Origin of the sequence: Acinetobacter pittii ANC 4050, from assembly GCF_000399685.1 — a bacterium.
GTDB classification, from domain to species: domain Bacteria; phylum Pseudomonadota; class Gammaproteobacteria; order Pseudomonadales; family Moraxellaceae; genus Acinetobacter; species Acinetobacter pittii_E.
The window spans coordinates 754,248-766,813 of sequence record NZ_KB976987.1; the positions used below are offsets into that span (position 1 = coordinate 754,248).

Below are 12,566 nucleotides of genomic sequence, written 5' to 3' on the forward strand. Positions count from 1 at the left end.
AGAAACTCTAATGTTGATCGCTTCAGTCTACGATGTAGATACCGCCATCTGAATGTACTTTAATCTCAACTTTATTTAAAAAATCACCTAAACATGGACCTGAGATACATTCACCTGTTTCCACAGTAAATAAAGCACCATGGGTAGAACATTGGATGTATTCTTGGTCTTGATCAAGAAATTGATTTTCTAAATATTCAAGCTCTGTTTGCAAGTGAGGGCATAAGTTTTGATAAGCATAGAATGCGCCGTCACGTTGCGTAATGAAAATAGTCGTTCCTTGTAGAGTGTCAAAAGCTCTAGCTTCACGCTCAGGAACTTCTTCCGTCATACAGATCCTTTCCATTTCAAGCACATTCCTTCTGAAAATTTTCAAGAAGTTTAGCATAATCATTAATCGCTAAACGTGGACCAAATTGAGAAACAACTTCACTCGAAATTAACACGGCTAACTGTGCAGCAGCATTCAAATCTTGATGATGATTTAGGGCATAAAGGAATGCGCCTGCAAATGCATCGCCAGCACCATTGGTATCAACTGCTTCTACGTGGCGACCTGCAACATGGAAATGTTGCGTAGGGCTAGAAACTAAAGCACCTTTAGCACTTTGTGTAATCACTACTGTATGATTTTTAAAACGTAATTGAGCAAGAGCATCTTCTACAGAAGTAGTATTTGTATACATTAAGGCTTCTTGTTCATTACAAAACAGTAAATCTACACCATCATCCATGAGTTCTTCTAAGCCCTCGCGAGCGTATTGAACCATTGCAGGATCTGAAAGAGATAAAGCAATTTTAACACCATTTGCTTTTGCAATTTCTCTCGCTTGTTTTACAGCTTTACGCGCTGTTTCACTTGTAGAGAGATAACCTTCAATATAAAGCCATTTTGATGTTTTTAATGGTTCAAAGTCGATTTGATCTTGAGAGAGTTCAGCAGTGATACCTAAATAGGTGTGCATGGTACGTTCAGAGTCAGGACTAATGAGTACCATGCAAGTACCTGTCACGCCTTCACTGATCGATTTTGGAGTAGTCTGGATCCCAGCTTCATTTAGACCTTGTAGATAAATTGAACCTAAATCATCATTACCAACACGGCAACCATAAAAAGCGCTTCCGCCTAATGCACTAAAGGCCACAGTTGTGTTTGCCGCTGAGCCGCCACTCGCTTGACCTTTGTAGTCTTGATGCTGTTTCAACTCTGCATAAAGAGCAGATTGAGTGTCACCATCGGACAACTGCATTGTGCCTTTTTGCAAGCCTTGCTGATTAAGAAAATCATCAGACACTTTAAATTCTTGGTCGATTAATGCATTACCAATTGCAAAAAGATCTACAGTTGCCATATGTGTTGTCACAAATAAAAAAATCAGGTAGGTAAGTTTACACCATTGCTTGGATTTGCTGTAGTTTGTTGAATAAAATTCAGTTAAATCAAAAATTAGTGGAAAGATATTGTTGTTAGAAGATTCTTTATATTAGAGAAATAAAATTAATAAGCTTTTTTATTCAATATCTATCTCATTCATAGAATTAAAAGCTTTTGTTCTGTTAGGATAAAACATCGATAGCTATGTGCTTGATATCAAAGCCGTGCTAACGAAAACTAATACTCAACAAAAACATAGTATTTTACTTGGCTTTTGTTCGCCAATCTCAAGCTGACTCAGGCTATAATGAGATTTATTGACTTATCCGATATGTTAGGAGATCACATGACTGTAGATGTCACTGAAACCATTTCTCAAACTGTTCACCCTGCGTTTCAGTTGCTACGTCAGCACCATGTTGAAGCATTAGATATTTTAGTGTCTGAATATAAGCATAAAGTCACAGGTGCGGTGCATTATCACTTGGCAACTGATTATGATGAAAATGTATTTCTTGTTGCTTTTAGAACACAACCTATGGACTCTAAAGGTACGGCACATATTTTAGAACATACGGCTTTGTGTGGATCTGAAAAGTTTCCGGTACGTGATCCATTCTTTTTAATGATTCGTCGTTCTTTAAATACATTCATGAACGCATTTACAGCGGCAGATTGGACTGCATATCCATTTGCTACTCAAAACAAAAAAGATTTCCAAAATTTACTTTCTGTTTATCTTGATGCGGCATTTGCTGCAAACTTGAATCCACTTGATTTTGCTCAAGAAGGTATTCGTATTGAACTTGAAAATGGACAACCTGTTTATAAAGGTGTTGTTTTTAATGAAATGAAAGGTGCGATGAGTGCGCCGTCTGACCAACTTTATCATCAGTTGGCTCATCATTTATTCCCTGAAACAACCTATCATTACAACTCAGGTGGTGATCCTAAAGATATTCCTGACCTAACTTATGAACAGTTAGTCGATTTTTATAAAGTACATTACCACCCAAGTAATGCTGTGTTTATGACCTTTGGTAATCAAACGGCATATGAGCTGCAAGAGCAATTTGAAAAACTAGCTCTACATAAGTTTTCTGCGGGTACAACTTTATATTCTAAGCCTGAAAAACGTTTAGCAGCGCCAATTGAAGTAATAGAGAACTATGGTGTTGATAGCGATGATTTAAAAGATAAGACTTATCATGTTTTATCTTGGTTATTACCCGAAGCAAATGACATTAAATTGCGTTTAGGAATGCGTTTAGTAGAAGGGATTTTATTAGAAAATTCAGCTTCACCTCTACGTCATTACTTAGAAACTTGTGGTTACGCTCAATCAACAGGTCCATTAATGGGCGTAGACGATAGTAATTTTGAAATGACTTTCTACTGTGGCGTTCAAGGCTCAAATCCTGAACATGCACAAAGCTTTAGAGAGGGCGTTTTAAATATTCTACGTGATGTTGCTGCAAAACCAATTGACAGTAATTTAGTCGATGCAATTTTGCATCAGATTGAGTTGCATCAACGTGAAATTAATGGTGATGGTACACCATATGGTTTAAGTCTAATTTTAAATGGTTTAAGTGGTGCGATTCACCATAGTGATCCAATCCAAATTTGGGATGTCGACAGCGCAATTGCACAGGTTAAAGAAGAGTTGAAGGACCCAATGTGGTTATCAAATCTGATTCAAACGCACTTACTTGACAATCCTCATCGTGTACAGATGACTTTAGTTCCAGACCCAACCAAGTCTGTAAAAGAGCAAGAAGCGGAAAAAGCACGCTTGGCAGCTATTGGTGAAAAACTAACAGACGCTGATAAGGCTGAAATTATTGCTAAGACCAAGGCTCTAGAAGAACGTCAGGATACGCCTGATAACCTTGAGTTATTACCGAAAGTAGGTTTGGAAGACGTACCGGCTGACTTGCATATTGTGCAGGGCCAGTTACGCGAAATTATTTGTAATCGTATGGATACACCGCTGAACTTATACCATGCGGGTACGAACGGTATTTATTATCAACAAGTACTTATTCAGATTCCTGAAGATATTGTGAAGTCACCTTACTTCAATTTGCTTTCTATTTTAATGGGTGAAGTAGGTGCAGGTGAGTATGACTATCTTGAACTGCAAAACTTACAAACAGCTGTAAGTGGTGGTTTAGGAATGGGTGCTTCATTACGTAGTAAAGTTGATGATAAAGATAAAATTAGTGCTTGGTTAACGTTAACGACCAAATCTTTGACTCAGAAATTTGATGCAATTCATTTATTAAAATTAGCATTTGAACAGCTTCGATTTGATGAAAAAGAACGAATTATTGAGTTATTACAACAACGTAAGACACGTTGGCAATCTCGTTTATCTGGAGCGGGCCATAGTTATGCAATGCAAATCGCATCGCGCAATATGAGTGCTTTGGCTCAACGTGACTATCAAAATACTGGTTTAGGCGCTTTGAACTGGTTAGGCGAACTTGTCGCTAAGATTACTCAAGATGATGCCGCTTATGACGAATTAATTGCGGAATTAAAACGTATTCATAGTAAGTTGTTGCAAGCCCCTAAACAGTTCTTACTTGTCTGTGAAGAACATCAATCTGAACGTTTGGTTGAAGAAATCCAGAATGTTTGGGATAAATTGAACGTTGATACAGCTACAGCTGAGTTAACTCAAGTAGAACAAGCTAATGATAATAATCATGAAGCATGGTTAATTCAGGCAAACGTTCAATTCTGTGCGTCTGCATATCAAGCCGTAGAAGTGTCGCATCCGGATGCAGCTCCATTAATGGTCTTGGCAGCTTATTTACGTAACGGATTCTTGCACAGTGCTATTCGTGAAAAAGGTGGTGCTTATGGTGGCGGCGCTAGTTATGATGGAAATGCGTGTTCATTCCGTTTCTTTAGCTACCGTGACCCACGTTTAGCAGAGACTTTTAAAGACTTTGAAGCAAGCGTGCAATGGTTATTAAATACAGAGCAACAACCTCATCAGCTTGAAGAAGCGATTCTTGGTTTAGTGGCAAGTATGGATAAACCAGGTTCTCCGGCAGGTGAAGCGATTACGGCATGTTATGCATTGTTGCATGCAAGAACACCAGCTTTCCGCCGTACTTTGCGTGAAAGATTGTTGCATGTGACATTAGACGATTTACAACGCGTTGCTCGTCAATATTTAGTTGAGCAAACTCCTGTAAAAGCTGTAGTTGCACCATTTGCAAAACGCGATGAATTGCAACAATTAGGTTTTACCATTCAACAAGTGAATTAAAATAAAAATTGGAGATGAACATGGCGTTCAGACAATTTGAACGCACATCTTTACAGCTAAGCATAGTAACTGTGCTTAGCTGTTTATGTGCGTCTGTGACATATGCTGACACCTTAACACCCGTAAACCCTGCGACAGTGAATGCATGTGTTGCACTTACTTCGAACGCCGACCGTCTGGCTTGTTACGATTCTTTATTTAACACATCAGCTCTACCTGCTGTGCAAGCCGCAGCAGCACCAGAGCCTGTTAAAAAAATCGATCAGCCTGCTGTTCAACCAGAAACATTTAAAGAAAAAGTTACTGATACAGTAAGTAATATCAAACTTATTGGAAAAGCACCTAAGCTTGAACCTACTACTTCTTTACTTGATCAACGTTGGGAATTGTCTGAAGAAAGTAAATTGGGTGTATGGAACATTCGTGCTTATCAACCCGTCTATTTACTACCTGTATTTTGGACCAGTGACAAAAATGAGTTGCCACATAGTCCCAACCTAAATAATACGGTGACAAAAGATCAAAATCTGAAATCAACAGAAAGTAAATTTCAGATTTCTTTGAAAACCAAAGCTTGGGAAAATATTTTTGGCAATAATGGCGATTTGTGGCTAGGGTATACGCAATCTTCACGTTGGCAGACCTTCAATGCTGACGAGTCTCGTCCATTCCGTGAAACAAACTATGAACCAGAAGCAAGTTTAATGTTTAGAACAAACTATGAGTTGCTTGGTTTAGATGGGCGTTTGCTGGGGGTTACCTTAAACCATCAATCAAATGGTCGCTCAGACCCATTATCTCGTAGCTGGAACCGTGTAATCTTTAACGTTGGATTAGAGCGCGGTAACTTTGCTTTAATGCTTCGTCCATGGATTCGTCTCGAAGAAGATAGTAAAGATGATAATAACCCTGATATTGAAGACTACATCGGTCGTGGTGATTTAACAGCTTTTTATAAGTGGAAGCAGAATGACTTCTCTTTAATGCTCCGTCATTCATTGAAAGGTGGTGATGACTCTCATGGCGCTGTTCAATTTGATTGGGCTTTCCCAATCAGTGGAAAGTTACGCGGCCATTTCCAATTATTTAATGGTTATGGTGAAAGCTTGATTGATTATAACCATCGAGCGACTTATGCCGGTTTGGGTGTGTCACTCTTAAATTGGTACTAAGATTCTATAAAAAGCCGCTTTTAAAGCGGCTTTTTTATTATCCAATTTGAATGTTGGCTTGAGGGTGTTTGAGCCGGCTCTTTTTAGGAGTAGCGATTAAATAGGCGAGTGTTAAAGGTCCGAGACGTCCAGCAAACATAAGTAGGCTTAAAATAAATAAACTACCATTATGTAAATCTGGTGTGATACCACGAGAGAGACCCACAGTACATGCTGCTGAAACAACTTCGAAAAGTAAATTCATAAAATCTGCTTTAGGCTCTAAAAGTAAAAGAATAAAGAATCCCATGAAGATGAGTATGCTTGTAATAGCAGTCACTGCTAATGCTTTGTAAGTCGTTTCGTGAGATACCGAATGATTGAATATTCTAATTTCATCCGTACGGCGTAAAAATGAAATTACACTCAGCACTAAGATGACAAAGGTTCCAACTTTGATTCCACCTGCTGTACTCAGTGAGCCACCACCAATAAACATCAATAACATCATTAGTAAGGAGCTACTGTTGGTCATTGCGCCAGTATCAATGGTATTAAAGCCGGAAGATCGAGGAACTGTTGCCTGAAACCATGCATTTAAAGCTTGATCACCTACATTTAACATGCCTAGAGTATGAGGATTTTGAGCTTCTAAGGCCCATATTAAAATAAAGGCAACAAGGTTGATAATTGCAATTGTTGTTAGAATAAGCTTGCTATTGGGCGTTAGTTTTTTCCATTTTTTGTTTTGTTTAATATCCATGAGTACTAAAAAACCAAGGCCACCTAAAGTGTAAAGTATGCTAATGGTTATACAAATAATATAGTTGCTTTGAAAGTTCATTAAACTGTTGGAAAATAATGAAAAACCCGCATTATTAAATGAAGAAATGCTGTAAAAAGCCGCATAGTACAAACCACGTGCAAACCCATATATTGGTGTAAAAGCAGTGGTGAGAATAATTGTACCAACCAGCTCAAAAATAAGAGTGTAAGTAACAACGCCCTTAGCAACAAAGGTAACCTTCGATAAGCTCGTTTGTCCGAGGCTATCCTGAGCCATCATTTGCTGTTTAAGACCAACTTTGGGAGACAAACTTAATGCGGCCAATATTGCAAAAGTCATAAAACCCAAACCGCCAGACTGAATCAGCAATAAAATAATAGTTTGCCCAAAGAGGGTAAAAGACTCATGAATATTCAAAACAGATAGGCCGGTAATTGTAACTGCTGAGGTGGCTGTAAAGAGCGCATCCATCCAGCTAACATTGCCTGTATTCGCAAATGGCAATTTAAGCAATAAAGTGCCAAAGGCAATAAAGCCTAAAAACCCTAGCGCTAAAAGTGAAGGAGGGCTTAAATTTAACGTTTTATGAGGCTTGGGATATATAGACATATTCTAGATTTCGTTTTCTTATAAGAAGCAATTAGAAAGTTTCTTTAACTGTGGTAAATGACCTTCTAGAATAAGAATATCATGTGTTTGCAAAGTGAAATTTTCTTCAGTTTCAAACAAAATCTGCTGTTGTCTTTTAACGAGCAAGGTTTTGACCTGTGGCGCTTGCTGCATAATGCCATATAGGTTAATACCATGCAGTTTTTCAGGGATTTCAATTTTTATAATGTAGTGATCATCTTCTAAAGACATATAGCGACTTACCATCGGATAGTTGAGGGCTTGAGCTACTCTTACTCCCATATCTTCTTCAGGATGAATAATTTTATTGATATTAAGGTGTGACAAAATGGTGTGATGAGCTTTGGTTTTTGCTTTTACCCAAATTTTATCAATTCCCAAATTTTTTAAGTTCAGCACACACAAAATACTGGCTTCAATATCTTCACCAATTGCGACCACAACTGCGTCACAATTTTGAATATTTAGTTCGTCAAGCACATGTTCATCGGTAGCATCAGCAATGACGGCATGCGTTAAAACGTCGGCAAGATTTTCGACATTCTTTTTTACCGTATCGATGCCAATAACATCATGATTTAATTTTGTGAGTTCTTGAGCTACCGTTGCTCCAAAACTACCTAAGCCAATGACTGCGAACTGTGCCATGTTGGTCCTTTTTTCCGATTTAGATCATTATTTTTAAGGATATTTTCTTTAAGATAAAGAGATGCAATGTAAAGATGGTAGAAATATAAAAAGATTGTATAAAAAAGCCGACAACTTTGTCGGCTTCTTCATCAAAATTAAAGATTATTTCAAGAAGCGTTTATAGCCGACGTTATCAGTAATTTCTGCATACGGATAATTAATCTGCTCAAGCGTTTCAATCAATCCATCAGGGTTTTGTTTCGCATCGGTTGCTTGTAAGCCAACTAAAACACGTCCTTCTGCTGCACCATGGTTACGATAATGGAAGAGGGTAATGTTGTGAGTTGGACCTAAACGAGTTAAGAATGTTAAGAGGGCACCTGGACGTTCAGGGAACTCAACGCGGAACAATCTTTCATCATCTAGATTTGCGTGGCCACCAATTAAATAACGAATATGTAGTTTGGCAACTTCATCGTCAGAAAGGTCATCTACAATATAATCTTGCTGTTTTAATTGTTCCAAAATTTCATGGCGCTCTGCATCTCCACCTTTCAAACTAATACCGACAAATACTTGCGCTTCCTCTGTATTGTTTGCTCGGTAGTTAAACTCAGTGATATTGCGACCTTGTAATGCACGGCAGAAGCCTAAGAATGCACCTTTTTCTTCAGATAGGGTAACCGCATAAATCGCTTCGCGTTGCTCACCTAACTCGGTACGTTCAGCAATATAACGTAGGCGGTCAAAATTCATATTGGCGCCGCAAACAATCGACACCATATTTTTATTGCTGATTTTGTGTTCGTGAATATATTTTTTAATACCCGCTAAAGCCATCGCACCAGAAGGTTCGACAATACTGCGGTTTTCATCAAAAGTATCTTTAATTGCTGCACAGATTTCATCTGTATTCACCGTGACAATATCAGGATCAACAATCGGGCCTGAATTATCAGATTTGCGCAAACGAATAATATCAAAAGGTAAAGCACCAATTTGGGCAACAGCCGTACCGTCTGCAAATAACCCTACATGTGGCAAAATTACACGTTCATTTGCTTCTAAGGCTGCTTTTAAACAAGCAGACTCTTCATATTCAACGCCAATAACTTTTACGTGCGGTGCAACTTCTCCAAGGTAAGCTGCTACGCCTGAAATAAGGCCACCACCACCTACAGCAACAAACACATATTCTACATCACGCCATTGACGTAAAATTTCATTTGCAATTGTGCCTTGACCTGCAATGACAAGTTCATCGTCATAAGGTGGAATAAATACAAGACCTTCAACTTCAGCACGTTGTTGAGCATATTTATTTGCGATATCAAAGCTATCACCATGTAACACAACTTGGCCGCCTAAGCGTTTAACTGCCTGAACTTTAATGTCAGGTGTTGTGCTTGGCATAACAATAATAGCGGGAATTCCTAGTCTTTGACCTGACAATGCTACGCCTTGAGCATGGTTGCCCGCAGAAGCACAAATCACCCCACGTTCAAGTTGATCTTTAGGTAATTGACTAATACGGTTATAGGCACCGCGTAATTTAAAAGAAAAAACGGGTTGTAAATCTTCACGCTTAAAACGAATTGTATTATTTAATTTTTGACTAATTCGTGGAGCTGCTTCGAGAGGTGTTTCAATTGCAACATCATAAACCGTTGCTTGTAAAATTTGTCGTACCACACGAGACAGCATGTTCATCTTCCCTATAACAGTTTAAAATAGGAAATTATTGTAGCAAACCCTTGTGCATTTGCGCCGTTTATTGGTGCATAAATGTCAAAAAATAGTTGAGTGATGTCATGAGTCTATATGCAACCCAAGATGAAAAGAAACAAGCTGCTGCGAAAGCTGCTTTAAAACACTTACCCAAAGGTGGCATTTTGGGGGTTGGGACTGGAAGTACCGTAAATTTTCTAATTGATTTATTACCTGAATTACAATTAGAAGCAGCTGTGGCAAGTTCTCAAGCAACTGCTGATCGTCTTAAAAAGCTTGGTATTGAAGTTGTAGACATGAATCATGTGGGTAGCCTAGATGCCTATGTTGATGGTGCAGATGAGATCGACCGTCATATGCATATGATTAAAGGTGGTGGTGCTGCATTAACACGTGAAAAAATTGTGGCATCAATTGCTAAGAAATTTGTGTGTATTGTTGATGATTCAAAATGGGTTGATCAACTTGGACGTGATTTCCCACTTCCTGTAGAAGTTATTCCAATGGCGCGTTCGGCTGTAGCTCGTAAATTGGTAAGTTTAGGTGGTGACCCAGTTTATCGTGAAGGTGTAGTTACAGATAACGGTAATGTAATTTTGGATGTTTTCAATCTTAATATTTTAAATGCTATTGAGCTCGAAAAAACAATTAATAATATTCCAGGTGTGGTAACTAACGGGATCTTTGCCTTAAATCCCGCAACGATTGCAATTGTTGCAACAAATAATGGTATTGAAGAGCGTACCGCACAGTAATGTCTGCAAAAATGCCAGAGATTAAAATCGTTCGACATGTAAGGGCAAGAAAATTGCGCTTACGTGTTGAGCCTGCTTCAATCCGCCTTACAGTTCCTTTATTTTGTAGTAAGAAGCAAATTCAGCATTTTTTAGCACAATCTGAACAATGGTTGACCGAGACGTGGAATAAACAACAAAACGTCCAATCGGCATCGATTGATATTCCTTCCGAAATTTATTTCTTTAATAAAGAACATCCGTTTCAAGTCATTGTTCAAAAACAGCACCGTATTTTTCAATTTGATTGGGAAACTAGTTGTTTATTTATTAAAGAAACGCAGCCATATTTGGCATTACAAAGTGCAGTTATTGCCTATGCGAAGCAAGAATTACCCGAGCTTTTAAAAGAGTTAAGTGAGCAGACTCATTTAGCCTATAGGGAGTGCACAATTCGCCGTCCGAAAACTCGGTGGGGAAGTTGTAGTAGTCAGCATAATATTATGCTACACGCGGGGTTGGTGCTCATGTCACATGAAATTGCTCGGTATGTGGCTATTCATGAGTTGGCGCATACCAAACATTTTGACCATAGTCCTGCATTTTGGGCAGAAGTTGAAAAATATGATCCATATTTTCAAAAACACCGCAGACAACTTAAATCAAATCCATTGCCTGCATGGTGGTATGTTTCAGCTTAACTAAAACTACATTCTAGTTGAGGTGTTTGTAAGTTATCGGGTGCTTTTCGGCTATCTAATCCTGCTTTGGCGCTGATAATTTTATTTGCTTTAATAGATAACTGTATAAAGTTGTATTGTTGCGTCGAGTTATTTGGTTCAGCTGAACTTGAATTGAGTAAATAACTTGAGCTCGCAGCATCTGTTTGCAATAAATTATCGGTACTATCAGCACTTAGAGCCACACGATAAATTTGTGAGCCTTTACTCATATCGATTTGACCATTCGCACGAAAATTAAGCTGACATCCAGTCGAGGTGTCTTCATAGTGACCAATTAAATAGTCTGTAGCTGGTAGGTTTGGATCTGATAGGTTAATGCTAGTTAAGCCTTGTTTGCATGGATAGGTTGATCCATTACAAGTCGCTGTGGTGGTAAACCCTACAGCTCTACGGTAATCTCCAGCACCGTCAATGCGAATAAATGTTGTTGAATTTACAGTAGGAACAATACCTGTATATTGTTTCTTTTGTAGAAGTTCATAGCCCGTTTGATCTAAAGACTGTTGTGAATTAGCCTGAGCCAATTGCAAAGTAGATGCTTTTAGGTTGGTTCCAAAGTAATCGCGCGTTACCTTTTGGTTGGCTGCAATATCTAACAGCGTATTTTTGATTGGATCAATATTATCTGGAGCAGGAGTGAAAATAGGGGTAAAGGATGTTTGATCCCCATGAAGTTTTTTCCCATCCAAAAAGCCATCTTTTAAATCGGTTGCTAAACTTTTAACGAGTTCTTGGTAGGTGCTTGCTCCACCGTGAATTGCTGACCAATATTGTAAATAGCCAAAGCTAAGGTAGCTATCCACATATGTGGTAGGTTGTTTGGTTGAATACTGCTGTAAATTTAAAATTGTTAATGGATTCGCTGGACTTAAACTAGGAATAGCGGGATCTTTAAATGCATTCATTAACGATTTGTAAACATCTTGAGAAGCTAAATCCACATGTAATTGTTCAATACGGGTTGGATCAACAGTCTCTTGGGGGAGTTGGCCTGAGCGTATGACCGCTCGTTGGTAAACCGCTTCACTACTTGGGCTAATGAATTGGGTTCTGCTACTTGCCGTATTCGGCGTAATAAATGCATGATAAATACCTGACAGATTTTGATACTGTGAAGTAAGTGGGTCAAACACTTGAGATGAGCTTTGAGTTGTAATTTCTACGCGATATAAACGATTCAATTTTGCAGTAGGAATTTTGACATTAAAACTATTTAAACTTGCAATTGAAGTATCCACTAAAACAGCGTTGTTGGTGTTGTCATATACCTTCAGTTGGATATTACGCATCTCTACAGGGGTTTTTAAAGTCACATCAGTTGTTGCTTCAGGTGTAGGGTCAACAGGCGTTGGAGTAGTTGGTGAGCTGCCTCCACTACTACCTCCACCTCCGCAACCAGTAAGGGCTACACTTAAAATTAATGTGCTCAAGCCAAGGTACGTGCGTAATTTTGTTTCTTTTGATTGTTGAAGCATCCTAGCTCTCCAAAAATTAATCTGGTA

Annotated in this window: 10 protein-coding genes; 4 read left to right on the forward strand and 6 right to left on the reverse strand. The window is 38.6% G+C overall.

Annotation, left to right across the window (positions count from 1 at the left end):
- Positions 1 to 22 precede the first annotated feature (22 nt).
- Together F931_RS07485 and F931_RS07490 are read right to left on the reverse strand one after the other, a co-directional pair.
- A complete protein-coding gene (locus F931_RS07485) occupies positions 23 to 331 on the reverse strand; it encodes a Rieske (2Fe-2S) protein (RefSeq protein ID WP_002121079.1) in 309 nt (102 codons plus the stop codon).
- Between the two features lie 16 nt (positions 332 to 347).
- Positions 348 to 1,352, reverse strand: a complete 1,005-nt coding sequence (locus F931_RS07490) for an adenosine kinase (protein WP_016140781.1) — start codon at positions 1,350 to 1,352, stop codon at positions 348 to 350.
- 369 nt (positions 1,353 to 1,721) lie between these two features.
- On the opposite strand from F931_RS07490, the gene F931_RS07495 reads away from it, so the two are divergent.
- Both F931_RS07495 and pldA read left to right on the forward strand, forming a co-directional pair.
- The gene (locus F931_RS07495) at positions 1,722 to 4,661 is read left to right on the forward strand and encodes an insulinase family protein (protein ID WP_016140782.1); all 2,940 of its coding nucleotides are present in this window, start codon (positions 1,722 to 1,724) and stop codon (positions 4,659 to 4,661) included.
- Between the two features lie 20 nt (positions 4,662 to 4,681).
- On the forward strand, positions 4,682 to 5,833 hold the full coding sequence (gene pldA, locus F931_RS07500) for a phospholipase A (protein WP_016140783.1): 1,152 nt from the start codon (positions 4,682 to 4,684) through the stop codon (positions 5,831 to 5,833).
- A 37-nt stretch (positions 5,834 to 5,870) separates the two neighbouring features.
- Here the strand turns inward: pldA and ntpJ are convergent, their stop codons facing one another.
- The 3 genes from ntpJ to ilvA all read right to left on the reverse strand — a co-directional run bounded on the left by ntpJ (position 5,871) and on the right by ilvA (position 9,569).
- Positions 5,871 to 7,208 (reverse strand): TrkH family potassium uptake protein, encoded by a 1,338-nt coding sequence (gene ntpJ / locus F931_RS07505; RefSeq protein ID WP_016140784.1) that lies wholly within the window; start codon positions 7,206 to 7,208, stop codon positions 5,871 to 5,873.
- Positions 7,209 to 7,226: 18 nt separating this feature from the next.
- The gene (trkA, locus tag F931_RS07510) at positions 7,227 to 7,877 is read right to left on the reverse strand and encodes a potassium channel family protein (RefSeq protein ID WP_016140785.1); all 651 of its coding nucleotides are present in this window, start codon (positions 7,875 to 7,877) and stop codon (positions 7,227 to 7,229) included.
- A 144-nt stretch (positions 7,878 to 8,021) separates the two neighbouring features.
- Positions 8,022 to 9,569 carry a threonine ammonia-lyase, biosynthetic gene (gene ilvA / locus F931_RS07515; protein ID WP_171067912.1) on the reverse strand — a complete coding sequence of 516 codons (1,548 nt, stop codon included), beginning with the start codon at positions 9,567 to 9,569 and terminating at the stop codon, positions 8,022 to 8,024.
- Positions 9,570 to 9,670: 101 nt separating this feature from the next.
- Between ilvA and rpiA the strand changes: the two genes are divergently transcribed.
- Both rpiA and F931_RS07525 read left to right on the forward strand, forming a co-directional pair.
- Positions 9,671 to 10,342: a ribose-5-phosphate isomerase RpiA gene (gene rpiA / locus F931_RS07520; RefSeq protein WP_002046900.1), complete on the forward strand. Its 672-nt coding sequence runs from the start codon at positions 9,671 to 9,673 to the stop codon at positions 10,340 to 10,342.
- A complete protein-coding gene (locus F931_RS07525) occupies positions 10,342 to 11,022 on the forward strand; it encodes a M48 family metallopeptidase (protein WP_016140787.1) in 681 nt (226 codons plus the stop codon). The genes rpiA and F931_RS07525 overlap by 1 nt, the downstream gene beginning before the upstream one ends.
- Here F931_RS07525 and F931_RS07530 read toward each other — a convergent pair.
- The gene (locus tag F931_RS07530; RefSeq protein ID WP_016140788.1) at positions 11,019 to 12,539 is read right to left on the reverse strand and encodes a hypothetical protein; all 1,521 of its coding nucleotides are present in this window, start codon (positions 12,537 to 12,539) and stop codon (positions 11,019 to 11,021) included. The two genes, F931_RS07525 and F931_RS07530, sit on opposite strands and share 4 nt — an antisense overlap.
- Positions 12,540 to 12,566: the final 27 nt, after the last annotated feature.

Excerpts from the sequence above, each read along its gene's own strand:
- F931_RS07490 (WP_016140781.1), bottom strand. The coding sequence starts at position 1,352 with ATGGCAACTGTAGATCTTTTTGCAATTGGTAATGCATTAATCGACCAA.
- pldA (WP_016140783.1), top strand. The coding sequence starts at position 4,682 with ATGGCGTTCAGACAATTTGAACGCACATCTTTACAGCTAAGCATAGTA.
- ilvA (WP_171067912.1), bottom strand. The coding sequence starts at position 9,569 with ATGAACATGCTGTCTCGTGTGGTACGACAAATTTTACAAGCAACGGTT.
- ntpJ (WP_016140784.1), bottom strand. The coding sequence starts at position 7,208 with ATGTCTATATATCCCAAGCCTCATAAAACGTTAAATTTAAGCCCTCCT.
- rpiA (WP_002046900.1), top strand. The coding sequence starts at position 9,671 with ATGAGTCTATATGCAACCCAAGATGAAAAGAAACAAGCTGCTGCGAAA.
- F931_RS07525 (WP_016140787.1), top strand. The coding sequence starts at position 10,342 with ATGTCTGCAAAAATGCCAGAGATTAAAATCGTTCGACATGTAAGGGCA.
- F931_RS07530 (WP_016140788.1), bottom strand. The coding sequence starts at position 12,539 with ATGCTTCAACAATCAAAAGAAACAAAATTACGCACGTACCTTGGCTTG.
- F931_RS07485 (WP_002121079.1), bottom strand. The coding sequence starts at position 331 with ATGACGGAAGAAGTTCCTGAGCGTGAAGCTAGAGCTTTTGACACTCTA.
- F931_RS07495 (WP_016140782.1), top strand. The coding sequence starts at position 1,722 with ATGACTGTAGATGTCACTGAAACCATTTCTCAAACTGTTCACCCTGCG.
- trkA (WP_016140785.1), bottom strand. The coding sequence starts at position 7,877 with ATGGCACAGTTCGCAGTCATTGGCTTAGGTAGTTTTGGAGCAACGGTA.